Raw genomic sequence first — 25,312 nt, forward strand, 5'->3', positions numbered from 1 at the left:
ACGTCGCGACATGCGGCAATCCGACAAGACAGCAGGGCTTTCGTTGTGTGGCCACTCGGGTTAAATGGGCCAAGTTGTGTTCAAGGATTGCGCTTCAAGGATTCCCCGATGGCCAAAGCCCCGTATTTTCCGCCACCTCCACCCCTGCCGCCGAAGACCCGGATGTTTCAACGGATGCCGCCTGCGGTGTTCACTCCGATCATGGGGGCATTCGGGCTTGGTTTGGCGTGGCGGCGTGCCGCCGATATACTGGCTGCTCCCGCCGCGATCGGAGAGATTATGCTGGGTGCCATGACCTTGCTTTATCTTTTCAGCCTAGCGGCTTATGCCATGAAATTCATGCAGCGCACCGGCATATTTTCCGAGGATCTGCGTGTGTTGCCGGGCCGTGCGGGGCTGGCGGCCATGGTGTTGACCGGTTATCTGCTTGCTGCCACCATTGAACCGTTCTCGCTGGTTTTGGCGGGGGCGATGCTTCTTTTGACCTTTGCGGCGCATGTAGTGCTTGCCGGCCGGGTCATTTACATGCTGATCACCGGACCGGTCGAGACACGGATTGTAACGCCCGTCTGGCACCTGATCTTTGCCGGTTTCGTGCTGATCCCGCTGGCCGCCGTGCCGCTTGGCTGGACCGGGTTTGCCACCATTGCGTTCTGGGGCGGGTTCTTTGTCGCCGCGATTGTCTGGGGTGCCAGTGCCGCCCAGTTTCTGCGCACTCGCATCCCCGGCCCGCTGCGTCCGCTGTTGGCCATCCACCTGGTCCCGGCAAGCGTGTTGGGCACCGGCGCTTATCTGTTGGGAGAGACGCAGATGGCCTTGGTGTTCAGCGTTATGTCCATAATCATCCTGAGCGGGTTGATCGGGTGTGCGCGTTGGCTGTTGAAGGCCGGGTTCAGCCCGCTTTGGGGCGCGTTCACCTTCCCTCTGGCAGCATTTTCCAGCCTCATGCAACTGGGTGCCGTGGTCACAAGCAGCGACATCTTGCGGATTGTTGCGGGTGCAAGTCTGGTCGCCGCCACACTCATCATATTGCCGATCATTTATAAGATCATTCAGATGTGGACCCAAGGCGTGTTGGCAGCGAAAACCAACGCCGCAACGGCCTAGGTGTCAGGATCAAACGGCGCGAGAGCGGCCTGGGTTTTCTTGGTCAGGCTCGCCCGGATCAGCGCATAGGATCGGTGAATGCGGTGGGTCAGCTCGTCCTGCCCCACATCCAATGGCAACAGCACCCAAGACCGATGGAAATAAGGGGCTTTGATGCCCACTCCGGCCTCGATCAGCATCGCGGCGGTCTCAATATCAGGGGTCTTGACCGACACACCTTCGGTCACAGCCCCCATGGCCGCGAAGATCTTGCCGCCCACTTTCCACACGTCATGGCCGGGTCCGAACGGTTCGGACCAGTCCGCGCCCGGCAGGGTCTTGCAGATGTTGTTCACAGCGTCACGTGGCATGGGATCACGATAACCCGCTTGGCAGGCGCGGGGAAGGGTGTTAGCGTGTGTCGCATGAAACGGAAAAGCATCAACATTATCTGCTGCATTCCCTGCTGAGACACACAGGCGGGCCGTTCTTCTATTCCATACATGTCAGGAAGTTGCTAAGCCCGCCGCGGGATGACGCTTGCGCGGACGCACGAGGACATAATGGAAGTTAAAATTCAACTCCACGATACAATGCAACGGAAGAAGCGGCCCTTCGAGCCGATCAACCGCGATGATGTCCGCATGTATGTCTGCGGGCCGACCGTCTATGACCGCGCCCATCTGGGCAATGCGCGCCCCGTGGTGGTGTTTGATGTGCTCTATCGCCTGCTGCGCCATGTCTATGGGCCGGATCACGTGACCTATGTGCGCAACTTCACCGACGTGGATGACAAGATCAACGCAACCGCACTGGCCCGCAAGGAAGCGGGTGCCGAAGGCAGCTTGGAAGAGCTGGTGCACGAGCGGTCGGATGAGACCATCGGCTGGTATCTGAACGATATGCGGGCGTTGGGCGCGCTGGACCCGGACGAAATGCCTCGCGCGACCGAGTTCATCGGGCCGATGATCGCCATGATCGAGGATCTGATCGCCAAGGGCCACGCTTATGAGGCCGAAGGGCATGTGCTGTTCGCGGTCGAGAGCTACAAGAACTATGGTCGTCTGTCTGGCCGGTCCGTCGATGACATGATCGCCGGTGCTCGGGTCGAGGTTGCACCCTATAAGCGCAACCCGATGGATTTCGTGCTGTGGAAGCCCTCGACCGATGATCTGCCGGGGTGGGACAGCCCCTGGGGTCGGGGCCGTCCGGGTTGGCATATCGAATGCTCGGCCATGAGCTATGAATTGTTGGGGGCGACCTTCGACATCCACGGCGGCGGCAACGATTTGCAGTTCCCGCACCATGAGAACGAGATTGCCCAGTCGAAATGCGCACACCCGAATGCAGGTTTTGCGAACTACTGGCTGCACAACGAGATGTTGCAGGTCGAGGGCAAGAAGATGTCCAAGTCGCTGGGCAACTTCTTCACCGTGCATGATTTGCTTGAGCAAGGCGTGCCGGGCGAGGTGATCCGGTTCGTGTTCCTTGGCACGCATTATCGCAAGCCGATGGATTGGACGGAAAAGAAGCGGGTGGAGGCGGAGAAGACGCTTACCAAATGGAAGGAATTGACTTCGGTTCTCACCCATTCACAGGAAGTCATTGAGCAAGTGGAAGCGACGCCGGTTCCAGCGGCAGTAGTCACGGCCCTAGCCGACGACTTGAATACTCCACTAGCAGTCGCCGAAATACATAAGATCGCGAAGGCGGCAAAGGCATCTGATGAAAGTCGTATGGATTTGGCTTCCGCGATGAATTTCCTTGAATTCGACTGGAAGCAGCGATGGGACCATAGCTTTGGGACCTCACTCGAAAAAACTCTTTCTAGCCCTGTCAACTTGGAGGCGTATGAAGAACTGCTTATGGCTGCGAGAGAAACAGCTAAGGCGTCAAAAGACTTCTCGGAAGTGGATCGTATTCAAGAAGTGCTTAGAAACGCAGGTGTCGAGATTCGAACGTCTAACGCTTCTGTTAAGCTTGATGTTACCGATGCATTCGACCCTTCCAAACTGGAGGATCTGTGATGTTTGCTCATGCGCAACACGGGACAGCACCCGGCCGCGGGGGGGCGTGTAGCGCCCGCCCATGGGGGCGGACGGGCGCTGGCCGTGCCGCAAGCGCCACGGCCGGGGGGGCAAGCCTATGACCGAACGCCTTTACCTCTACGACACCACGCTTCGTGACGGCCAGCAAACCCAAGGCGTGCAGTTCTCGCTTACTGAGAAACAGCAGATCGCAACCGCGTTGGACAGCCTTGGCGTCGACTATATCGAAGGCGGCTGGCCCGGCGCGAACCCGACTGACAGTGACTTTTTCGCCGCCGCCCCCAAGACCCGTGCGACCTTCACCGCGTTTGGGATGACCAAACGGGCAGGGCGCTCGGCCGAGAATGACGAGGTGCTGGCGGGCGTGATGAACGCGGGCACGCCTGCGGTCTGTCTGGTGGGCAAAAGCCATGATTTCCACGTCACCACCGCGTTGGGGATCGAACTGGACGAGAACGTGGAAAACATCCGCGCTTCGGTCGCTCATCTGGTCGCGCAGGGGCGCGAGGCGCTTTACGATGCGGAACATTTCTTTGACGGCTACAAGGCCAACCCCGACTATGCGTTGAAGTGCCTGAAAGCCGCTTTTGACGCAGGCGCGCGCTGGATCGTGCTGTGTGACACCAATGGCGGCACGCTGCCGCACGAAGTGCACCAGATCACCAAAGCGGTGATCGCGGCAGGTCTTCCCGGCGATCATCTGGGCATCCACACCCATGACGACACCGGCAACGCGGTGGCATGCTCTCTGGCCGCCATCGACGCGGGCGCACGGCAGGTTCAAGGCACGCTGAACGGGCTGGGCGAGCGTTGCGGCAACGCCAATCTGACGACGCTGATCCCGGTGCTCTTGCTGAAAGAACCCTATGCCAGCCAGTTTGAAACCGGCGTCAAACGGGATGCCCTTCAAGGCCTGACCCGCATATCTCGCAAGCTGGATGACATCCTGAACCGCGTGCCGAATAAAGCGTCGCCCTTTGTCGGCTCGTCCGCCTTTGCACATAAGGCGGGGTTGCACGCGTCAGCCATTCTGAAAGACCCGACGACCTATGAACACATCCCGCCAGAAACCGTCGGCAACGCTCGTATCGTGCCGATGTCCAACCAAGCGGGCCAATCGAACCTGCGCGCGCGGCTGGCCGATGCCGGGATTGACGTCGCGCCGGACGACCCGCGCTTGGGCGACATCCTGAACCGGGTGAAGGAACGTGAAGATCAGGGTTATGCCTATGACAGTGCACAAGCCTCGTTCGAACTGGTCGCGCGCGACGTGCTGGGACAGTTGCCGAGATTTTTCGAAGTGAAGCGCTACAAGGTCACGATCGAGCGGCGCAAGAACAAACGCAACCAGACGGTCAGCCTTTCTGAGGCTATCGTGGTGGTAAAAATCGGCGATGAAAAGAAGCTGTCCGTGTCGGAAAGCATGGACGCGTCCGGCACCGATCGCGGCCCGGTGAACGCGCTGGCAAAGGCGCTGGCGAAGGATCTTGGCCCCTATCAGGACATCATCGACGACCTGCATCTTGTGGACTTCAAGGTCCGTATCACTCAGGGCGGGACCGAGGCGCAGACACGCGTGATCATAGACAGCGAAGACCGTGACGGCCACCGCTGGTCGACCGTGGGGGTCAGCCCCAACATCGTCGATGCGTCGTTCCAGGCGCTGTTGGATGCCATCACCTGGAAGCTCTTGCGTGACGGGGCCAAGCCTGCATGACCGATGCCCCGCACGATCCCATCGCCGCCTGCGCCGAAATGGTGCAGAAGGGCGACCCCGACCGGTTCATGGCCACAATGACGGGCGATGTAAAGGAACGCAAACGCCTGTTTCCACTCTATGCGTTCAATCTGGAGATCGCGCGCGCGCCTTACATGTCGCAGGAGCCGATGGTCGCGATGATCCGTCTGCAATTCTGGCGCGACGTGATCGAAGCGGCGGTTGAGGGGCGCGAGGCACCGAAACACGATGTTGCAACGCCGCTGTCGCAGCTGGTCATTTGGGGCGATGTGCGCGCAGCGCCTTTGCTGACGATGCTTGAGGCGCGCGAAGGCGATGCGCAGGGCGAGCCGCGTCGCCACACCGACCAGATCCGCGCTTATTCGCGCAGCACCTCGGGGGCGTTGATGCTGGCGGCAGGACAAGCCACAGGGTTGACCGATTTCGAAGGCAATCACGCAAAGGATCATGCATTGGAGGGGTTGGGCGAGGCATTGGGCATTGCCAATTGGCTGATGTCTCAACCGGCGCTGAAGGCGGCGGGCCGGGGGCATGTCCTGCCTGACGTGGACACGATCCGCGAATTGTCCGAGACCGGGCTTCAAGCGCTTGAACACGCGCATACCGTGCTGGGCAAGGGCGGCAACGCCGCTTTGCGCAGCGCGTGGCGCGCCAAGCCGATCTTGCGCTTGGCCATGAAACGCCCAACTGCGGTTGCAGATGATGCGTTGGGCCAGTCCGAATTTTCCCGCCGCGGCGCTTTGCTGTGGTGCAGCCTGTCTGGGCGGTGGTAGCCCGTCACCAGCGCGACCTCGGGCACCTGCGGCACAGATCCTTCATCACAACGCTTGCCAAGAATCACATCCTTGCGTCAGGTAGGCAGGACTGCCTTGAAGCAATTGCCGGGGATGAACGGGATGGTGGCACCGAAACTCTTTTTCACGCGGGACGAATATCAGGACCGGCTGGCAAAGACGCGACGCGAGATGGCGCGACGTGAGCTTGATCTGTTGATCGTCACCGATCCGTCGAATATGAACTGGCTGACGGGTTATGATGGCTGGTCGTTCTATGTCCACCAATGCGTGATTGTCACGATGGACGGCGCGCCGATCTGGTTCGGACGTGGTCAGGACGCAGCAGGCGCGCTGCGCACCTGCCATATGTCGCCGGACAATATCATCGGATACCCCGATCATTACGTGCAATCTACCGAGCGTCATCCGATGGACTACCTTTCCGCCCAACTGGCGGATCGCGGGCTTGGCCACGGCCGCTTCGGGGTCGAGATGGACAATTACTGGTTCACCGCCGCCGCCTTTGCGTCACTGCAAATGCACCTGCCCAACGTGCAATTCACCGACGCGACAGCCTTGGTGAACTGGCAACGCGCGGTGAAGTCCGAGGCCGAGATCACCTTTATGCGCCAGGCCGGGCAGATCGTTGGAAAGATGCACCAGCGGATATTCGACAAGGTCGAACCCGGTCTGCGCAAATGCGATCTGGTGGCCGAGATCTATGACGCCGGGCTGCGCCATGACGATACGCTGGGGTATGGGGGCGATTATCCGGCCATCGTGCCTCTGCTGCCGTCCGGCGCGGATGCTGCCGCCCCGCATCTGACATGGGATGACCAGCCGATGAAATCCGGCGAAGGCACGTTTTTCGAGATCGCAGGCGTCGTCCACCGCTATCACTGCCCGCTGTCGCGCACCGTGTTTCTGGGCAAACCCACGCAGATATTTCTTGACGCCGAGAAGGCAGTGCTTGAGGGGATGGAGGCCGGTTTGGAGAAGGCGCGCGCCGGCAATACCTGCGAAGATATCGCGCTGGCTTTCTTTGATGTGCTGAAGACATACGGGATCGAAAAGGACAACCGCACCGGCTATCCCATCGGTCTGTCCTATCCGCCCGACTGGGGCGAACGCACCATGTCGCTGCGCCCCGGCGACAAGACGGTGCTTGAGGAAAACATGACGTTCCACTTCATGACCGGACTGTGGATGGAGGATTGGGGGTTCGAAATCACCGAAAGCATACGCATTGGTATGGACGGACCTGAATGCCTGTCCAATGTGCCGCGCAAGATGTTTGTGAAGGATTAGGCCATGATCAAGAACCCGATCACGCCCACCATTCCGCTGGATCAGGACGGCGAACATCACGGATTTCTCAGACTGCCTTACAGCCGCGATGACAGCGCCTGGGGGTCGATCATGATCCCGATCACGGTCATTCAGAACGGCCCCGGTCCCACGGCGCTTTTGACCGGGGCCAATCATGGCGACGAATATGAAGGGCCGATTGCTTTGCAAGAACTGACCGTGACCCTGAAAGCTGAAGAAATCACGGGGCGGGTGATCATCGTGCCTGCCTTCAATTATCCTGCCTTTCGCGCCGGCACCCGCACGTCGCCCATCGACAAGGGCAACATGAACCGGTCTTTCCCCGGCCGCCCGGACGGCACGCCCACCGAGAAGATTGCCGATTATTTCCAGCGCGTTCTGCTGCCGATGGCCGATATCGCGGTTGATTTCCACTCCGGCGGCAAGACGCTGGATTTCCTGCCCTTCGCTGCGGTGCATATTCTGGACGACAAGGTGCTTGAGGCCGACTGCGTGCGTGCCATGCAGGCGTTCAACGCGCCATATTCGGTTCAATTGCTCGAAATTGACAATGTCGGCATGTATGACACCGCGGTCGAGGATATGGGCAAGGTTCTGGTCACGACGGAACTGGGCGGCGGGGGCACCTCCACCGCGCGCTCCAATGCCATTGCCAAAAAGGGCGTGCGTAACGTGTTGATCCATTGCGGCATTCTGCAAGGCGAGATGCAGATTGACGACACCGTGACCCTGACGATGCCAGATGATAATTGCTTCCTGTTCAGTGAAGGCGATGGACTTTACGAAGCGATGATCGACCTGGGCGATCCGGTTCGAAAGGGCGATGTCGTGGCCCGCCGCTGGCCGCTGGACCGCACCGGCCAGTTGCCGGTTGACTACCACGCCCGCCGTGACGGCATATTGATCAGCCGCCATCATCCGGGTCTGGTCAAGTCCGGGGATTGCGTTGCTGTGATCGGTGTGGCCGACCGTTGAGAGCACTGGATTTCGCACCGCTCTTGCGGTATTCCGACTCTGACCCAAGCAATAAAGGCATTGCGCGCTGCTGCTGGGGCTGAGCGGAGCTGACCCGCCCGACCCAACGCCGCAAGACGCCAAGGGTCCATGCGCCAAAGCTCCTATCGTCTGTAAACCCGGCGGCGCGCCGCCTGAACGATTGAGGTAAGCGATGCTTCACAATGACCAACTTGACGCATGGGATCGCGAAAACTTCTTCCATCCCTCAACCCATCTGGCCCAACACGCGCGCGGCGAAAGCCCGACCCGCGTGATTCGCACCGCATCTGGCGTGCATATCGAGGATCGTGACGGCCACAAGCTGCTGGACGCTTTTGCCGGTCTGTATTGTGTGAATGTCGGCTATGGCCGGCCCGAGATCGCGGATGCCATCGCTGATCAGGCGCGCGAGCTGGCCTATTACCACTCCTATGTGGGTCACGGCACCGAGGCGTCGATCACGCTGGCCAAGATGATCCTGGACCGCGCGCCTGCAAATATGTCGAAGGTCTATTTCGGGCTGGGCGGCTCGGATGCAAACGAGACCAACGTGAAATTGCTGTGGTATTACAACAATATCCTTGGACGGCCCGAGAAGAAGAAGATCATTTCGCGCTGGCGGGGCTATCACGGGTCAGGGCTTGTCACCGGATCGTTGACAGGGCTTGAACTGTTTCACAAGAAATTCGACCTGCCGCTGGCGCAGGTGATTCATACCGAAGCGCCGTATTATTTCCGTCGCGATGACTTGGACCAGAGCGAGGCCGATTTCGTCGCCCATTGCGTGGCCGAGCTTGAGGCGCTGATCGACCGCGAAGGAGCGGGCACCATCGCCGGTTTCATCGGCGAACCGGTTCTGGGCACGGGCGGCATCGTCCCGCCACCCGAAGGCTATTGGGCGGCCATTCAGGCGGTTCTGAAAAAACACGACATCCTGTTGATCGCCGACGAGGTCGTGACCGGGTTTGGACGGCTGGGCACCATGTTCGGGTCGGACCATTACGGCATGACGCCGGACATCATCACCATCGCCAAGGGATTGACATCGGCCTATGCGCCGCTGTCCGGGTCCATCGTGTCAGACCGGGTTTGGAAAGTGCTGGAGCAAGGCACGGACGAGAACGGCCCTATCGGCCACGGCTGGACTTATTCCGCCCATCCGATCGGCGCGGCGGCGGGGGTTGCGAACCTGAAGCTGATTGATGATCTGAACCTGATTGAGAACGTGGGTAAGGTGGGCAAGTATTTGCAGCAAGGGATGAAAGACGCCCTGTCGGATCATGCCCATGTGGGCGATATTCGGGGCGAGGGGATGCTCTGCGCGGTCGAATTTGTCGAAGACAAGGACAGCCGCAACTTCTTTGACGCCGCCGACAAGATCGGCCCGCAAATCTCAGCCAAGCTGCTAGAGCAGAGCAAGGTCATTGCCCGCGCCATGCCGCAGGGTGACATCTTGGGCTTTGCTCCGCCCTTCTGCCTGACCCGTGACGAGGCAGACACGGTGGTTGCCGCGACCCTGCGCGCCGTGACCTCGGTGTTGGGATAGCGCGAATATCTGATTTGCAAGGGCAGGGCGCAAGCATGTCCTTGCAAATCGACGCTGGTCAATATGGTGTTTAAGGCCGAAGAAATCTTTCCATAGACAAGTATTATTTGCCTTGATAGGGCAATATAATGGATCAGGCAGATTGGATTGACGAGACGGCCACCCAATTGGCCGATCTCTATAGTCGCCAATTCGGGGGCAAACCCGGCGGGCGGTATCGCATATCGGCCAAGTTGCTGCGTCAAATGGCCAGACGGCGCAGGCTGTATGAAAATGACATTCGGCACCTGTCGCGGTGTCTGTTCGAAAAAGGCTATGTGTTGATTGACATGGATGTATTCTTTGTGGTCATGGGCACGAACTCTTTCACCAATTATCGGCGGGCCAATGATGACACGCTTGGACAACACGCATGACAAAGCCTAGAACGGCTCACCCGCAGCAGATCATTGGCTGGCGCGAACATATCTCACTCCCTCAATTCGGTATCTTTGATCTGCCCGCCAAGGTGGACACCGGCGCGCGCACATCGGCGCTTCACGCGGTGGATCAGAATGTGTTTGACCGTGATGGTGCCCCGTGGGTCGAGTTCATGATCCCGTTGAAAAACCGCCGCACCACACGCCGTATCTGTGCGCCCATTCTGGAAGAGCGTGATATCAAGAACACCGGGGGCGTGCCCGAACGGCGGCTGGTCGTGCGCACGACGCTGGTGATCGGCAAGCGGCACTGGCTGATCGACGTTTCGCTGGCCAATCGTGAGAAGATGGAGTTTGATGTGATCCTTGGGCGCAGCGCGATCCGCAGGCACAGAATGCTGGTGGATCCGCGGCGGTCCTATCTGGCCGGTGCGCCGATTGCCGTCATGGTCGCACTTCCGCGCGAAGTAACACCCGGACCGGTGCCCATCCCCGACCTGCACACAGGAGAAGAAGAATGAAAATTGCCATGTTGGCCCGCAATGCAGGTTTGTATTCCCACCAGCGCTTGAAAGAGGCCGCCGAGCAGCGCGGGCACGAGTTGGATATCATCGACACGCTTCGCTGTTACATGAACATCGCATCGCGGCGGCCCGAAGTGTATTACAACGGCGAAAAGCTGCGCCACTATGATGCGGTGATCCCAAGGATCGGCGCGTCCGTGACGTTCTACGGGCTGGCCGTGCTGCGCCAGTTCGAGATGATGGGCGTCTACCCCCTGAACGAATCCGTGGCGATTGGGCGGTCGCGCGACAAGCTGCGCTCGATGCAGCTTTTGGCGCGGGACGGGATCGGCCTGCCGGTCACGACCTTTGCCCATGACCCGAAACAGACGGACGAGGTGTTGAAACTGGCCGGAGGCGCGCCGCTGGTTGTGAAACTGCTGGAAGGCACGCAGGGTATCGGTGTGGTTCTGGCCGACACCAACCGCTCGGCCAAATCCGTGATCGAGGCGTTTCGCGGTGCCAAGGTGAATATCTTGGTGCAGGAGTTCATCAAGGAAGCCGGTGGCACGGATATTCGGGCGCTGGTGGTTGGCGGTCGGGTGATCGCCGCGATGAAGCGCACGGGTGCTGCCGATGATTTCCGGTCGAACCTGCACCGCGGCGGCAGCGCCGAGGCGATCAAGATCTCGCCCGAGGAACGATCAACCGCGGTGCGGGCGGCAAAGTCGATGGGGCTGAATGTCTGTGGCGTCGATATGCTGCGCGCCAATCACGGGGCGGTGGTGATGGAAGTGAACTCCACCCCCGGTCTGGAAGGGGTCGAGAAGGCCACCGGCATCGACGTGGCAGGAAAGATCATCGAGTTTCTTGAGAAAGACATCAAGCGCGGCTCGACCCGGACCAAGGGCAAAGGCTAATGCCGGGCCGCGAACCGTTTCGTCTGGGCGGGGTTGATGTGGCACCGGGCAGCCGCCGGACCATCGACCTGCCGGTCAGCGTCTTGTCGGATCACACGCCGGTCACGATGTCGGCCCATGTCATCCATGGCCGCAAACCCGGCCCCACGATCTTTGTCAGCGCGGGCATTCATGGCGACGAGGTGATAGGCGTTGAGATTGTGCGCCGCCTTTTGACGATCAAGAACCTGCAAACCTTGCGCGGCACCCTGATCTGCGTCCCGATTGTGAACGCCCCCGGTTTTCTGATCCGATCCCGGTATCTGCCGGATCGGCGTGACCTGAACCGCAGCTTTCCGGGGTCTGACACCGGGTCGCTGGCATCGCGGCTGGCAGATATATTCCTGCGCAAGATCGTGTCGCGCTGCGACCTTGGGATTGATCTGCACTCGGCCGCGGCGCATCGGACCAACTTGCCGCAAATCCGTATTTCGCCCGACAATTCCGAGACGCGTCGCTTGGCCCGTCTGTTCGGTGCCCCGGTTGTGCTCCGGTCCCCTTTGCGCGACGGGTCTTTGCGGGCGGCAGCGAAAGAGACGGGCGTCGATGTATTGCTGTATGAAGCGGGCGAGGCCTTGCGCTTTGACGAAATGTCGGTCCGCGCTGGTGTGATGGGCATACTGCGTGTGCTTCTGGATCAGGGGATGATCAGCCGACGAGGCGTTTCGAAAACCAAGGCCGATCCGGCCTTTTGCACCTCAAGCCGCTGGATACGGGCCGGGCAGGGCGGGCTTTTGCGAACCTATAAATCCGAGGGCGACACGGTCAATCAAGGTGATGTTCTGGCGGTTGTCTCGGACCCGTTTGGCGAAGTGGAAGCCGATGTTGTCGCGACCTTGCCGGGCATCATTGTCGGGCGTGCCGTGCTGCCGATTGTGAATGAAGGCGACGCGTTGTTCCATGTTGCCCGGTTCGAAGACAGCAAGGATGCGGATGACAAGATGACAGCCATTTCCGCCCAGCTTGAGGATGATCCATTGTTCGACGAGGATGAAATCATCTGACGCGGACGGAGCACGGGTAATGAGACATGAGTGAATATGAAATCCAAACCACCGACGCGCCCGAAGAAGACGGGCTGGTTTTCGCCATCACTCTGCGTGGTGACGGCAGTGGGACCTTCGCGGATTGGCAGACGGTTGAAAGCTGGACCCCCGAAGACGACGCGATCTGGATCCATCTGGATCGCGCCAGTGACAGGGCGCAGGCCTGGTTGCGTGACCAAAGTGGCTTGTCCCCGGCCACCGCCGAGGCATTGTTGGCGGAAGAAACCCGGCCGCGCGTGTTTCGTGGAAAAACCGGTCTGACCACCGTCATTCGGGGAATGAACCTGAACGCCGGACAAAGGTCCGAGGACATGATTGCGCTTCGCATTTGGTCCGATGGGACGCGGGTGATCACGTTGCGCGATCAACGGTTGCAAAGCGTTCGCGACGTTCTGGCAGCACTTGTGGATCACGGCACCGGACCCGCGACCATCGCCGAGACCTATTTGCGGCTGATCGCGCGTGTGAATGAACGCATCGGGCCGACCATTGATGCAATCGAGGACCAGATCGACGATATCGAAAGCAACCTGGAGACCTATGACACGTCTGCTACACGCAAATCCGTTGCTGATCTGCGCCAAAGGACCGTGATCCTGCGCAGGTATCTTGCCCCACAGCGCACCGCGATGGGCGAGTTGTTGTCTGACCCGCCAGTCTGGGCGGGGGATACCTGGCGCACGAGTTTTCGCGAGACCACGGATCGCGTGATCGGTTATGTCGAAGAGCTGGATCAAGTCAAAGAACGCGCGCTTGTCATCAAGGATGACATTGCCAACGAATTTGCCGAGAAAACCAATCGCACCCTCTACGTGCTGGCGGTGATTTCGGCAGTCTTTCTGCCTCTGTCCTTTCTGACCGGGTTGCTGGGCATCAATGTCGGCGGCATGCCGGGGGTCGCGAACGACAATGCGTTCTGGATCTTCAGCGGAGCAATCGCAGTGCTTCTGGTCGTCGAGATCGCGATGTTCAGATACCTGAAATGGCTTTAGATGTTTGGCAACCGAGGCGCATATATCTGCACCTCGGCTCGCCGCATGTCTCAGGCACCAAGTTGCGCGGCTTCTTTCGCCAGTTCAGTGATCCCGTCCCAGTCACCCACCATCACCAGATCACTGGGCGCCACCCATGACCCGCCGACGCAGAGCGTATTGGGAAGCGACAGGTAATCCATAGCATTTTTCAGACTGACCCCCCCGGTGGGGCAAAACCGGATCTGGGGCAGAGGCGAGGCAAGCGATTTCAGAAACGGCGCGCCACCCGCAGCTTCAGCGGGAAAGAATTTCTGCACCGTATAGCCACGTTCCAAAAGGCGCATGGCTTCAGACGCCGATGCTGCACCGGGCAGAAGCGGCAGGTCGTTGGCCTCACACGCATCCAGCAAACGGTCCGTCGCGCCGGGGGATACGCCGAAAGTCGCGCCCGCTGCCTTGGCGTTTTCCACATCTTTCGACGTCAGCAGCGTACCTGCGCCAACAGCGCCACCGTCGACGCGGGACATTTCCGCGATCACCTCAAGGGCGGCATCGGTGCGCAATGTCACCTCAAGCGCGGGCAACCCGCCTGCGACCAGAGCTTGCGCCAAGGGCGCGGCATGGGCGACCTGATCGACGACCAGAACCGGCACAACCGGGGCCAAACGGCAAATTTTTTCGGCGGCAATGCTTGCCTCTTGCGGGGTCATGGTTGTCTCCTCCAGGACAGGGTGCTGGCACCTTCGGTTGCGGGCCGCGCCGCGCGACGGAAGGTTTCAAAAAGTTCACGGCCCATGCCGTCTGTGTTGGCGCTTAGATCGACCTGAACGGCGGGCCGGTCCATGGCACCTTCGGTGATAACTTCAAGCGTGCCCTTGTCCGCGTCCAGACGGATGATATCGCCATCGCGAATACGCGCGATCGGACCACCATCGGCGGCCTCCGGGGCCACGTGAATGGCGGCAGGCACCTTGCCAGACGCACCAGACATCCGGCCATCCGTGACAAGCGCCACCCGTTGGCCGCGCTGCTGCAAGACCGACAGGGTCGGGGTCAGCCCGTGCAGTTCCGGCATGCCGTTGGCGCGCGGCCCTTGGAAGCGGACGACCACGATCATGTCGCCCTCAAGCTCGCCTGCCTTGAAGGCGGCTTTGACGCTGTCCTGATCGTGGAACACGCGGGCAGGCGCTTCGATCAGGTGGTGTTTCGGATCGACCGCCGATACCTTGATCACGCCCTGACCCATATTGCCGGACAATTGCACCAACCCACCGGTTTTCTGGAACGGGTCGGAGGCCGGGCGCAGGATCTTGTCGTTCAGGCTTTCACGCGGACCGGGTTCCCAACGGACCCGGTTGCCATCCAGTTTCGGGTCCTGCGTATAGGCGGTCAGATCGCCCATGATGGTCTTGGCATCGGGGTGCAACAGCCCGGCCTCCAGCAACTCGCCAATCATGTAACCAAGGCCACCCGCGGCGTGGAAATGGTTCACATCGGCCAGCCCGTTCGGATAGACCCGCGCCATCAGGGGAACAATGGCCGAGATATCGGCGAAGTCTTCAAGTGTCAGAATAATGCCCGCCGCCCGCGCCATGGCAGGCAGGTGTAGGACAAGGTTGGTTGAGCCGCCGGTTGCCATCAGCCCAACAAGCCCGTTTACGAATGCCTTTTCATCCAGAACGTGACCCGCAGGGGTAAAGCCTGCGCTTCCGTCCTTGCTGATCGCCAGCGCCCGGCGTGTGCCTTCGGCGGTCAACGCGTCCCGCAGGTCGGTATGCGGCGTGACAAAGGACGCGCCTGGCAGGTGCAGCCCCATGAACTCCATCAGCATCTGGTTGGTGTTGGCGGTGCCATAAAAGGTGCAAGTGCCGGGGCCGTGATAGGCCGCCATCTCGGCCGCCATCAGTTCCTTGCGTCCGACCTCGCCGGTGGCGAATTGTGTGCGCACCTTGGCCTTTTCGTCGTTTGACAGGCCTGATGTCATCGGCCCGGCCGGCAGGAACACCGCCGGGATATGCCCGAAACTCGCCGCGGCAATGACCAGTCCCGGGACGATCTTGTCACAGACGCCAAGGAAGAGGGCCGCATCGAAAGTGTTGTGACTCAGCGCCACGGACGAGGCCAGCGCGATCACATCACGTGAAAACAGGCTCAACTCCATCCCGGTTTCGCCCTGCGTGACGCCATCGCACATGGCAGGTACGCCGCCGGCGACCTGCGCCGTCGCACCTTCGTCGCGCGCGATCTGTTTGATCAGGTCAGGATAGGTCGCGAAAGGCGCGTGAGCGGACAGCATGTCATTATAGGCCGTGACGATGCCAAGATTGGGCGCGCGACCCTCGGCCAGTCGATCCTGGTCAGGTCCGGCCCCGGCATAGGCGTGCGCCTGCCCGGAACAACTCAGATGCGCGCGCCGGGGTCCGTCCTCAGCCGCGCGGTTGATTTTATCCAGATAAGTTTGCCGCGTGTCGTTGGATCGGGTGATGATCCGCTCGGTTACCTTTAGAAGATCGCTGTTCAGGGTCATGGCTGCGTTCCTGTTCCTCATCTTTGCAGTATGGCACAGATGGTTGGGTTCAGGAGCTTCTAACAGGAAATGATAGCGCTAACAACCTATATCCGGTGCGATTTGATGCACGCATCGGCTTTGAGGCTTTCAAAGCGTGAACGCAGGGGCTAGTCAGGGCAAAACCGACCAACTGAAAGACCGATCCATGGCAGATGCCACCGACGGCGCAGATCGCGTCACGATCCGTTTGAAACCCAAAGCCAACGCACGTGCCATTCGCCACGGTGCGCCGTGGGTGTTTGACAATGAATTGGTGACGGATCGGCGGACGAAAAAGATCGAAGCAGGCGCGATCGCACGATTGGAAGACGCAGCCCGCGACCCGCTCGGTACCGTTGCTGTAAACACCAACTCGCGGATCATCGCCCGAATGCTCGACCGCGACCCGGGCGCGGTGATTGACCGCACATGGCTGGCAGCGCGTCTGGCGGCGGCCTTGGCCCACCGCGAAACCCTTTTTGACGCCCCTTTCTATCGCCTGATCCATGCCGAGGCCGACGGGCTGCCGGGTGTGATCATCGACCGTTTTGGCGACATCGCCGTGATCCAACCCAATGCCGCCTGGGCCGAGGTTCTGCTGGACGACCTGGCCGCCGCACTGGCGCAGGTGACTGGGGTGACGACTATCCTGAAAAACGCCTCTGGCCGGGCGCGCGGGCTGGAAGGTTTGGATGACCAGAATGTCGTGCTGCTGGGGCGGGTGCCCGATGCCCCGGTGGCGGTGCCGATGAACGGGGCGATCTATATGGCCGATCTGACCGGCGGACAGAAAACCGGGCTGTTCTTTGACCAGCGCCCCAATCACGCCTTCGCGGCTGGCCTGTCCCGCAAAGCTCGGGTGTTGGATGTGTTCTCGCATGTTGGCGGGTTTTCACTGGCCGCGCTTGCGGCAGGGGCGACACAAGCCGTGGCGGTCGATGGATCTGCACCCGCGCTGGCCCTGGCGGAAGAGGGCGCGCGCCAGATGGGCGCCGAGGATCGTTTTACAACGGCGCAGGGCGACGCCTTCGAAATGTTGGCCGCACTGGCCGAAGAAGATCAGCAGTTTGATGTTGTGATCTGCGACCCGCCCGCCTTTGCGCCGTCTAAAAAGGCACTGGAACCCGGCCTGCGCGCCTATGAACGATTGGCACGTCTTGCAGCCCCCTTGGTGGCTCCCGGTGGCTATCTTGGCCTCTGTTCTTGCTCACACGCCGCGACGATCGACAAGTTCCGTGCCGCGTCGATCCGGGGCATCGGCCGGGCAGGGCGCAACAGCCAGTTGATCCACACCGGTTTCGCCGGGGCTGATCACCCGATGCACCCGCAGCTGGCCGAAAGTGGCTACCTCAAGGCGCTGTTTTTCCGCCTCTTGCCATGAAAGTGCTGATCGACGCCTGCGTGCTGTACCCAACCGTGATGCGCGAAATGGTGATGGGTGCGGCGAAAGAGGGGTTCTTCACCCCGCTCTGGTCACCGCGCATCCTGGAAGAGTGGGCGCGCGCCGCTGGCAAACTCGGCCCCGATCAGGACACCGTCGCCCGCGCTGAAATCGCGCTGTTGCGCGACCATTGGCCGAACGCCAGTGTCCTTCCCAATGATGGCGATCTCAGACGCCTGTGGCTGCCCGACGAAAACGACATCCATGTGCTGGCCGCCGCCATCGCAGGGCATGCCGACGTGCTTCTGACCACGAACAATGCCGATTTTCCACGACACACGCTGGCTGAAGAAGGCCTGCGACGCGAAAGCCCCGACCCTTTTCTGTGCGCGTTTCTTGATGAAAACCCAGATGGGATTTGCCGCGTGGCCGCACGTGTACTGACACAAGCCTGCACCCTGTCCGGCGAAGACTGGACAATCCGTCGGCTAATGAAAAAAGCACGTCTGCCAAGATTGGGCAAAGCGCTCGAAACACGGCTCTGACCGGCGTTTCTTCTGGCCAAAAATATCCTGGGGTGAATGCGCGCACGCGCAGAGGGGCGACGCCCCTTACTGCCTCACCGCACCCATTTTGCTTCGTTCTTTTCAATCGCGGCGATCCGTTCGGCGGTTTTCGGGTGGCTCATCAACCACGCCGGCATGACGCCCGCACGGTTTTTGGTCAGCGCATCCAGCTTGCCAAACAAGGTCTTCTGAGGCTCCGACCCGATCCCGGCCTTGATCAGCAGCGCGGTCGCATAGGCGTCCGCCTCGTATTCGTCGCCCCGGCTCAGGCCCGCCGCCACCAGCCGTGTCAGAAAGCGTGCGATATAAACCCCGGCGCCGGGCAGGAACCGCGAGATCATCATCGACAACACGGTGCGCAAGGCGTTCTGGCCGGAAAAATCGATCATCCGCTTGCGCGCGTGTCCCAGCGCCACATGACCCAGCTCATGGGCAATCACGCTGGCCATTTCCTCGGCACTGACTCGCCCCTGCCGATACTCGTTGAAGAACCCGCGCGTGATGAAAATTCGCCCGTCCGGCGCGGCCAAGCCGTTGACCGGATCAATCTCATAGATGTGAACCGGGATGTCCGCGATATCCAACGCGGCGGCCATTCGGTCGGTCAACGCTTTCAGCTTTGGGTCCGCCAACCGCGTGGATTGTGCATCCAACTCGCGATGCGTGCGCCAGACCGAGAAGTGGTAGAGCAGCAGGCCATATGCGATGGGCAGAAGAATGGGGATCAGCTTCAACATAGGCTTTATATGGGTGCTGTTTTATCCGCTGGAAAGGGATTAACGCGACAACGCGTCAGATTTCAGCGCCTCTTGCGCGTCTTTCGCTTTCAGGACAGCGCGAATCCAGACCAACATCACCACCGCGACGATCACAGCGACCAAAAGCCCAGCGATATTGCCAAGAAGGGCGGCGAGACTTTCGATGCGGGATGCAAACCCATAGCCCAGCCCGACATAAAGGCTGACCCAGATCGTTTCCCCGAGAATATCCCAAACGGCAAATCGCACCCAACCCAGTCCGGTTGCGCCAGCCACGAAATTGACCCATGGCCCCAAGGGGGCAACAGCCCATGTCGACAGAAAAACGCCAGTGCTGCCGTATTTGTCCACAAAGGCGCGCGCCCTTTCCAATATGGTTCGTTTTGCAGGCGTGCGTGCCAGCCACTGCAAAGCGCTTGCCCCACCATATCGCCCAATCGCATAGCCTGTCTGATCCCCTATGACCGCGCCCACAAAGGCAGAAAGCATGACATATACCAGCGAAAGATCCCCCGCCGCCGCAAACGCGCCGCCTGCCAGCATCATCAGAGAGGTGGGGATGGGAAGCGCGAGACATGACAGAAAGGCCGAGAGGAAGACCACGACAGGGCCATAGTCCAACAGCAGGGCAAAGATGGCGTCGGTGGTGATCATTGGCGGCCACCGGTTGCGCTGTCAGCTTGGGATGCGCGGTGCGCGGCAATGGCGGCTTCCAGATCGGCGATCATAACGTCCAACGGGATACCGCGCGCCTCCGCAAGTCGGCGCAGACTGCTTGGGCCATCACCCGGCTGGCCCAGTTGCAATGCCTCAAACATCACCTTTCGCGGAACATCCCACGAATAGGCAACGTATCTGGCGGTCATCCATCCTTCGATCGGTTGGTCGATATGGGCGGGATCGTTCCAGTAAATCCAGCTGGCGGTTGTTCGGACGGCAAAAAAGACGCTCATGACCAAAGCGACCGCCAGAATAAGCGTCGCAATTGGGGCCGCGCCCCAGATGCGTTTGATAAATGAAAACATTGCGGTTTCCTTGCCGGTTGGGTCTTGAACGCGTGGGCGCAGGACTTCCGTCGCTTAGCGGCCCAATTCTTTCATCCCGCGCTCAATTCCCTCAAGCGTCATTGGGACCATGCGGCCCTCGAAAATCTGACTGATCATCTGCACCGACTGGGTATAGCGCCAGTGATGCTCGGGCAGCGGATTGATCCACAGATTTTCGGGCCATTGCTCGCGGGCGCGTTCCAGCCAGACCTGACCGGGTTCATCATTCCAATGCTCGTTTGCCCCGCCACGATAGGCAATCTCATACGGGCTCATCGAGGCATCACCGACGAAAATGCATTTGTAGTCCGAACCATAGGTGCGCAGCACCTCCCATGTGGGGATCTGATCGGTCCAACGCCGCGCATTGTCGCGCCACACACCTTCATAAAGGCAGTTGTGGAAATAGTAATATTCCAGATGCTTGAATTCGGCGCGGGCGGCAGAGAAAAGCTCCTCGACGACCTTGATATGCGGGTCCATTGATCCGCCAACATCCAGAAACAGAAGGACTTTCACCGCATTGTGTCGTTCGGGCCGGGTTTTCACGTCAAGATAGCCGTGTTCGGCGGTGGCGCGAATGGTGCCGTCAAGGTCAAGTTCTTCATGTGCCCCGTCGCGCGCCCAGTTGCGCAGGCGTTTCAAGGCAACCTTGATGTTGCGGGTGCCCAGTTCAACAGAATCGTCCAGATTGCGAAACTCGCGCTTGTCCCAGACCTTCACTGCGCGTTGGTGGCGGGATTTGTCCTGCCCGATGCGCACGCCTTCCGGGTTGTAACCATAGGCCCCGTAAGGCGAGGTGCCAGCGGTGCCGATCCACTTGTTACCACCCTGATGGCGCCCTTCCTGTTCCTTCAGACGCTCTTTCAGCGTCTCCATCAACTTGTCGAACCCGCCCAGAGCCTCGATCTGGGCCTTTTCTTCATCGGTCAGGAATTTCTCGGCCATTTTTTCAAGCCATTCCTGCGGGATGTTGACGGCTTCCAGAATTTCCTCTGAAGAGATCGCTTCAAGCCCTTCGAATGTTTGTGAAAAAGCGAGATCAAACTTGTCAAGGTTGCGTTCGTCCTTCACCATCGCGACGCGGGCGAGGTAATAAAACCCTTCGATGTCATAGGTGACAAGCCCGGCTTTCATCGCCTCTAAAAACGCAAGAAACTCGCGCAGAGAGACCGGCACCTTGTTGGCGCGGAGGTTTTCAAAGAAGGGCAGGAACATCGCGCAGACCTAGCGGCTGATGATGATCGAGGCGAATAGCGCGATTAAGCCAAAGGCGATGGCATACACGGTCGCATATTGCGCGATGTCCATCCGATTGCCGCCACGTTTGCGGGCGCGCAAACCGCCAATCAATGCCCCAAGAAGAAGTGCTGCGATGACCAGCATAAGCGTTTATCCCTTGCGAAGGGCCATCGGTGAATGCCCCCATTCCATCTAGCCCGGCGATATGGCAGCGATTTCGCTGAGCCGCGCGCCGACCTGCTCGTTCGTGCCGAAGCCATAACGCGCCCAGCCCAGACTGTCGAGCCTGACAAGCTGCGCCTCGCGGGGGCGGCCCGCAAGGTCAAGCGCTTCGGCCTTGATCATCATCAATGTGGCCAGAAGGGCGGCGTTTTCGGCTTGTTTCACAGGAGCGATATGGGTGTTCACAATGGTGATCGCCTCGTCCGCCTGTCCGGCGGACAAGGCATAGGCAGCCAGTTGCACCCCCATATGGGCAGCTTGAAGCGCAGTTTCGGGATTGGCACGATAGATCGCTTCGGCCTCGCGAAATGCAGCAAACGCGTCCTTGCTGCTTTGGCGCATGTGCAGGCGACCATAGGCGAACAAGCTGAATGCCAACCGGGTGTCGCGCCAGCCCATTTTGCGGGCGATGGCGACGGCAGTGATGGCCGCGTCACGTCGGCGGGTTATTGATTGTCCTTTGCCCAGCGCCGTCTCAATGGCATCTTTCCATGCCGCAGGCGACTGGCCGCCGATGCGCGGCATACCGGACCCACCCGCAGGGTTCAGCCGGGCCAGAATGGCCGGCAAACGGGCGGCCACGTCCCCTCGGCTCATCCCTGACGCCAGTTCGGGGGCGTAATAGGCGCGTAGGATCAGCATATCGAACCCGGTCAGGACGGTCTGGAAATTGTCGTCGTTGAAGACGCTGTCATGCAGGCGATACAAGTCGTTCACCGGCCCCAGCGCCTGTGCGACCTCTTCATGCAGGCAGTCGCGCAGTTCTTGCGGGCTGACATCGCCTGGCAGGAACACGGCCATACGGGTGCGGCTGCGCAGTTTTGCCCAGTCCAGCTTTGCGGTGCCACGCGCTGCTTTGTATTCCTGCCAGCCAGACACATTGGGTGCCACAAAACATGCGGCATGCGGTACAAGGCGCTGCAATTGCCGTTTCGGAATGACCTCAAGCGTGATCGAGGCCGCATCACCGGCCATCACCTGATGAATATTGATCCCCGCCTCGATCCGCAGCCGGGCCAGCAAGCGGCTGAGGTCCGCCATCATGTAGGAAGGGGCATCGCCCGTCACCCGCAGGGTGACAGGTCCTTCAAACCTTGTCAGCACAGGCAGGGGCCGCCCGCTCTCCAACTGGAAAGACAGGTCCAGAAAATCACCGGCGATCACGCTGTTGGCACGGGTGGGACGGGTGATATGGGTGCTGCCGAAGGCTTTCATCGGCGGCAGGGCCGGGGGCAGCGCGACCCGGCGGGTTGCGACCTCCTCCTGCGGGGTGTTCGGAGACATTGGAACCGAGCAACCGCTGAAGGTGAGCGCGGCCAGCATGGACGCAAGGGTCATCAATCTCATTTTTACGCCCTCCCATATCGGATGAAGGGCGTTTTGACGCCAATCCGGTCATACAGCTTGCGGGCCGTGTGGTTGAAATCTTGCGTCAGCCAATAGACGGATGGCGCACCGGCCTGATCGGCGTCGGCATAGACCGCTTCGATCAATGCGCGCCCGACGCCCATGCCGCGAACCGACGGGTCGGCATAGAGGTCTTGCAGGTAACAGACGTTTTCAATTTTCCACGCGTGACGATGGAACAGGTAATGCACCAGACCCACGGGCTGGTTCTCCACGCAGGCCAACAGCCCGTGAAACTCGTTCGGATCCTCTGACAGAAGCCGGGCGAAGGTGATTTCATAAACCTCCGGGGCGACTTCGGTCTCATAATAGCGCAGGTAGCCTTCCCACAGGCGTGCCCACGCGTTCCTATCAGACGGCGTCAATGGCCGAACGGAAATGTGCGCATTGTCTCCCATAACAACACCATCACACCCGCATTTATGCCCCCCCAGGCAAGGGTCAGAGTTTATGGGGCGGTCATGGTTTGACCAAGGGAAATGGCGTGAATTGGGGCGGTTTTACTGCATGACCATGAGGAAAAACAATATCTTGTGCGGTGCATCTCATCCGGCACTAGAAGAATCTGGTGAAAATGCGTGAGGGTCGCGAATCGTTCGCTATAGCCCGATCACGTCGAAATCCGGGCTGCCGGACCACGTAATCTCCCACTTGGCGCCGGGGCGGACGTTTTGCACGGCGGCTGCATCGAATGCGACAAGGCAAGTGCCGCCGGGATGACGCACGGACGGATAGACCAATGCCCGATGCCCGTCGGCGCGCAGATGATTGGCCAGCTCCTGCCCACGCGGATAGCCCCGCGCCGGGTCTTCATGCAGGGCGGGGTGGCCGGGCTGGCCGGTCAGATCAGGGAAGTCGCCGATGAAGTCAGCCAGCAGCTCGACATAGCGCACTTTGGTATCGAACAGGCCGATATGGGTCAGCTCGCGGGTATAGTGATAACCGACCTCGGCCAACGAGGTCATCGCGCTCCAACTGCAATACCATGCACCGCGGGTCTCGTCGTTGAACCGATTGCCCCCCGCCCGGCGATAGGTGAACGCCGCGTTCACATGGCTCAGGCCATAGATGCGAAGATCGGCGGCGCGGCGTTCCCATGCCAGTTCCAACCGGTTGACGCCCATATCGCGCCCGCGCTCGGCGATGTGGCGGGCCGAGGTCATGGCTTCGACTTCGGCCAACAGGGCCATTTCGTCGTCGCTATCGACCAATCCGCGCAAAACCGGCGGTTTGTGATAGGTGGCGGGGATCAGACGGACCAGTGCGCGGTCGCTGACCGATCGCAGCGGAAGGGGGTCGCTCACATCCCGCCCCTAAGTGCATCGACATAGTTTCGCACGCGCAGGAATTGCGGCAGCCCATCGGCGATCATTGTGTCGATGGGACGGGCGCCGTCAAACAGAGGGCCGGTGTTGGCAAGGGTGATCCACTGATCGGCAATCGTCTCGTCGAAATAGAGGTGCAGGGATTTGTAGATGCCCACGAGGGCCGACAAGCGCAGCATCTGGTCGCGCGTCAGGTCGCCCTTGAAACCGGGATTGCGCGCGCGCTTCCATGTGGATGTGGACATATCCGCCAGCGCCGCAGCCTCGTCCAGTTTCAGCCCCCAAGCCTCGGCGATCCGTCCATAAGCCTTGAGCGCCACGGCCGCATGGTCCGAGGTCGGACGGGCCGGAGGCGGGGTGATGGGTTGTGGGGCGGCGTGCATGGTGCATCTCCTGTCGTGTTGATCAGAAGATAGGACCATATGGACTGAATGTCAAGATCATGTGGCCTTATTGACGTCCGCCACGCCCGTCGCGACGGGCCATGAAAGCCAGCCGTTCAAACAGATGCACGTCCTGTTCGTTCTTCAACAGCGCGCCGTGCAACGTCGGTAGCGCGGACGCCCCATCGCGTTTCAGCGTTTCGGGATCAATATCCTCGGCCAAGAGCAGTTTCAGCCAGTCCAACACTTCCGAGGTCGAAGGCTTCTTCTTCAGCCCCGGTTGCTCGCGAATTTCATAAAACTGAGTCAGCGCTTCGGTCAGCAGGCGGGGTTTGATGCCGGGGTGGTGCACTTCGACGATTTTCGCCAGCGTGTCGGCGTCCGGAAACCGGATATAATGAAAAAAGCAGCGGCGCAGGAAGGCGTCCGGCAGTTCCTTTTCGTTGTTCGAGGTGATGATGATGATCGGGCGATGCCTGGCGCGGATCGTTTCACCGGTCTCATAGACGTGAAATTCCATCTTATCAAGCTCTTGCAGAAGGTCGTTGGGAAACTCGATATCGGCCTTGTCAATCTCGTCAATCAGAAGGACAACGCGTTCATCGGCGTCGAACGCCTCCCACAACTTGCCGCGTTTGATGTAGTTGCGCACGTCATGCACACGCTCATCACCCAGCTGGCTGTCACGCAACCGGCTGACGGCATCGTATTCATACAAACCCTGCTGAGCCTTGGTGGTGGACTTGATGTTCCATTCGATCATCCGTGCGCCAAGTGCGCCTGCGACTTGCATCGCCAGTTCCGTCTTGCCGGTGCCGGGTTCGCCCTTGACCAGAAGCGGGCGTTGCAACGTGACGGCAGCATTCACGGCGACCTTCAGATCGTCGGTCGCCACATAGCTTTCGGTGCCTTCGAAGCGTTTTGTCATGCTGCTATCCCTTGCGGTCAGGTCTGAACAATTACCGGGCGAAGTAACTTGACCGTCGGGTTTTGGCAAGGGTGCGGATACGTCCC

27 protein-coding genes are annotated in these 25,312 nt (G+C 60.1%); 14 read left to right on the plus strand and 13 right to left on the minus strand.

The window, feature by feature from the left end; translation table 11 throughout:
- The first annotated feature begins 108 nt into the window (after positions 1–108).
- Positions 109–1,107 carry a TDT family transporter gene (locus AC13C8_RS07500; protein ID WP_482846921.1) on the plus strand — a complete coding sequence of 333 codons (999 nt, stop codon included), beginning with the start codon at positions 109–111 and terminating at the stop codon, positions 1,105–1,107.
- On the opposite strand, the gene AC13C8_RS07505 is transcribed toward AC13C8_RS07500, so the two are convergent.
- A complete protein-coding gene (locus AC13C8_RS07505; protein ID WP_482846922.1) occupies positions 1,104–1,457 on the minus strand; it encodes an MmcQ/YjbR family DNA-binding protein in 354 nt (117 codons plus the stop codon). The two genes, AC13C8_RS07500 and AC13C8_RS07505, sit on opposite strands and share 4 nt — an antisense overlap.
- A 192-nt stretch (positions 1,458–1,649) precedes the next feature.
- On the opposite strand from AC13C8_RS07505, the gene cysS reads away from it, so the two are divergent.
- The 11 genes from cysS (at position 1,650) to AC13C8_RS07560 (ending at position 13,438) form a co-directional block, all read left to right on the plus strand.
- Complete coding sequence (gene cysS / locus AC13C8_RS07510) at positions 1,650–3,113, plus strand: cysteine--tRNA ligase (protein WP_482846923.1); 1,464 nt, start codon at positions 1,650–1,652, stop codon at positions 3,111–3,113.
- A 118-nt stretch (positions 3,114–3,231) separates the two neighbouring features.
- Entirely contained in the window at positions 3,232–4,851 is a 1,620-nt protein-coding gene (gene cimA, locus AC13C8_RS07515) for a citramalate synthase (protein ID WP_091430279.1), read from the plus strand.
- Positions 4,848–5,645: a squalene/phytoene synthase family protein gene (locus AC13C8_RS07520; RefSeq protein ID WP_482846924.1), complete on the plus strand. Its 798-nt coding sequence runs from the start codon at positions 4,848–4,850 to the stop codon at positions 5,643–5,645. Before cimA ends, AC13C8_RS07520 begins: the two co-directional genes overlap by 4 nt.
- A gap of 123 nt (positions 5,646–5,768) precedes the next feature.
- Positions 5,769–6,956, plus strand: a complete 1,188-nt coding sequence (gene doeA / locus AC13C8_RS07525) for an ectoine hydrolase DoeA (RefSeq protein WP_482846968.1) — start codon at positions 5,769–5,771, stop codon at positions 6,954–6,956.
- Between the two features lie 3 nt (positions 6,957–6,959).
- On the plus strand, positions 6,960–7,952 hold the full coding sequence (doeB, locus tag AC13C8_RS07530; RefSeq protein WP_482846925.1) for a N(2)-acetyl-L-2,4-diaminobutanoate deacetylase DoeB: 993 nt from the start codon (positions 6,960–6,962) through the stop codon (positions 7,950–7,952).
- A 193-nt stretch (positions 7,953–8,145) separates the two neighbouring features.
- Positions 8,146–9,519, plus strand: a complete 1,374-nt coding sequence (locus tag AC13C8_RS07535; protein WP_482846926.1) for an aminotransferase class III-fold pyridoxal phosphate-dependent enzyme — start codon at positions 8,146–8,148, stop codon at positions 9,517–9,519.
- A 128-nt stretch (positions 9,520–9,647) separates the two neighbouring features.
- A complete protein-coding gene (locus AC13C8_RS07540) occupies positions 9,648–9,935 on the plus strand; it encodes a hypothetical protein (protein ID WP_091430272.1) in 288 nt (95 codons plus the stop codon).
- The gene (locus AC13C8_RS07545) at positions 9,932–10,459 is read left to right on the plus strand and encodes an ATP-dependent zinc protease family protein (protein WP_482846927.1); all 528 of its coding nucleotides are present in this window, start codon (positions 9,932–9,934) and stop codon (positions 10,457–10,459) included. The genes AC13C8_RS07540 and AC13C8_RS07545 overlap by 4 nt, the downstream gene beginning before the upstream one ends.
- Entirely contained in the window at positions 10,456–11,361 is a 906-nt protein-coding gene (gene rimK / locus AC13C8_RS07550; RefSeq protein WP_091430268.1) for a 30S ribosomal protein S6--L-glutamate ligase, read from the plus strand. Before AC13C8_RS07545 ends, rimK begins: the two co-directional genes overlap by 4 nt.
- A complete protein-coding gene (locus AC13C8_RS07555) occupies positions 11,361–12,404 on the plus strand; it encodes a succinylglutamate desuccinylase/aspartoacylase family protein (protein WP_091430266.1) in 1,044 nt (347 codons plus the stop codon). Before rimK ends, AC13C8_RS07555 begins: the two co-directional genes overlap by 1 nt.
- A 26-nt stretch (positions 12,405–12,430) precedes the next feature.
- Positions 12,431–13,438 carry a zinc transporter ZntB gene (locus tag AC13C8_RS07560; RefSeq protein ID WP_482846928.1) on the plus strand — a complete coding sequence of 336 codons (1,008 nt, stop codon included), beginning with the start codon at positions 12,431–12,433 and terminating at the stop codon, positions 13,436–13,438.
- 50 nt (positions 13,439–13,488) lie between these two features.
- On the opposite strand, the gene eda is transcribed toward AC13C8_RS07560, so the two are convergent.
- Both eda and edd read right to left on the minus strand, forming a co-directional pair.
- The gene (eda, locus tag AC13C8_RS07565) at positions 13,489–14,130 is read right to left on the minus strand and encodes a bifunctional 4-hydroxy-2-oxoglutarate aldolase/2-dehydro-3-deoxy-phosphogluconate aldolase (protein ID WP_482846929.1); all 642 of its coding nucleotides are present in this window, start codon (positions 14,128–14,130) and stop codon (positions 13,489–13,491) included.
- Complete coding sequence (gene edd / locus AC13C8_RS07570) at positions 14,127–15,947, minus strand: phosphogluconate dehydratase (RefSeq protein WP_482846930.1); 1,821 nt, start codon at positions 15,945–15,947, stop codon at positions 14,127–14,129. The genes eda and edd overlap by 4 nt, the downstream gene beginning before the upstream one ends.
- A gap of 187 nt (positions 15,948–16,134) precedes the next feature.
- Here edd and AC13C8_RS07575 point away from each other — a divergent pair, with 187 nt between their 5' ends.
- Entirely contained in the window at positions 16,135–17,349 is a 1,215-nt protein-coding gene (locus AC13C8_RS07575) for an RSP_2647 family RNA methyltransferase (RefSeq protein ID WP_482846931.1), read from the plus strand.
- On the plus strand, positions 17,346–17,894 hold the full coding sequence (locus tag AC13C8_RS07580) for an RSP_2648 family PIN domain-containing protein (protein ID WP_482846932.1): 549 nt from the start codon (positions 17,346–17,348) through the stop codon (positions 17,892–17,894). The genes AC13C8_RS07575 and AC13C8_RS07580 overlap by 4 nt, the downstream gene beginning before the upstream one ends.
- Positions 17,895–17,968: 74 nt before the next feature.
- Here AC13C8_RS07580 and AC13C8_RS07585 read toward each other — a convergent pair whose 3' ends face one another.
- The 10 genes from AC13C8_RS07585 to AC13C8_RS07630 form a co-directional block, all read right to left on the minus strand.
- Positions 17,969–18,652: a M48 family metallopeptidase gene (locus AC13C8_RS07585; RefSeq protein WP_091430256.1), complete on the minus strand. Its 684-nt coding sequence runs from the start codon at positions 18,650–18,652 to the stop codon at positions 17,969–17,971.
- A gap of 39 nt (positions 18,653–18,691) precedes the next feature.
- On the minus strand, positions 18,692–19,327 hold the full coding sequence (locus AC13C8_RS07590; RefSeq protein ID WP_482846933.1) for a DedA family protein: 636 nt from the start codon (positions 19,325–19,327) through the stop codon (positions 18,692–18,694).
- The gene (locus AC13C8_RS07595; protein WP_091430253.1) at positions 19,324–19,698 is read right to left on the minus strand and encodes a hypothetical protein; all 375 of its coding nucleotides are present in this window, start codon (positions 19,696–19,698) and stop codon (positions 19,324–19,326) included. Before AC13C8_RS07595 ends, AC13C8_RS07590 begins: the two co-directional genes overlap by 4 nt.
- 54 nt (positions 19,699–19,752) lie before the next feature.
- Positions 19,753–20,937: a vWA domain-containing protein gene (locus AC13C8_RS07600; protein WP_482846934.1), complete on the minus strand. Its 1,185-nt coding sequence runs from the start codon at positions 20,935–20,937 to the stop codon at positions 19,753–19,755.
- 9 nt (positions 20,938–20,946) lie between these two features.
- Positions 20,947–21,105, minus strand: coding sequence for a hypothetical protein (locus tag AC13C8_RS07605; RefSeq protein ID WP_091430249.1), 159 nt, complete (start codon positions 21,103–21,105; stop codon positions 20,947–20,949).
- Positions 21,106–21,153: 48 nt separating this feature from the next.
- Positions 21,154–22,530 carry a DUF2927 domain-containing protein gene (locus tag AC13C8_RS07610; RefSeq protein WP_482846935.1) on the minus strand — a complete coding sequence of 459 codons (1,377 nt, stop codon included), beginning with the start codon at positions 22,528–22,530 and terminating at the stop codon, positions 21,154–21,156.
- 2 nt (positions 22,531–22,532) lie between these two features.
- Positions 22,533–22,988: a GNAT family N-acetyltransferase gene (locus tag AC13C8_RS07615; protein ID WP_482846936.1), complete on the minus strand. Its 456-nt coding sequence runs from the start codon at positions 22,986–22,988 to the stop codon at positions 22,533–22,535.
- Between the two features lie 201 nt (positions 22,989–23,189).
- Entirely contained in the window at positions 23,190–23,894 is a 705-nt protein-coding gene (locus tag AC13C8_RS07620) for an RES family NAD+ phosphorylase (protein ID WP_482846937.1), read from the minus strand.
- Complete coding sequence (locus AC13C8_RS07625) at positions 23,891–24,298, minus strand: antitoxin Xre-like helix-turn-helix domain-containing protein (RefSeq protein ID WP_482846938.1); 408 nt, start codon at positions 24,296–24,298, stop codon at positions 23,891–23,893. The genes AC13C8_RS07620 and AC13C8_RS07625 overlap by 4 nt, the downstream gene beginning before the upstream one ends.
- Before the next feature lie 67 nt (positions 24,299–24,365).
- A complete protein-coding gene (locus tag AC13C8_RS07630) occupies positions 24,366–25,226 on the minus strand; it encodes an AAA family ATPase (RefSeq protein WP_091430243.1) in 861 nt (286 codons plus the stop codon).
- Between the last annotated feature and the right edge of the window lie 86 nt (positions 25,227–25,312).

It is taken from the genome of Aliiroseovarius sp. B-4 (genome assembly GCF_056857795.1).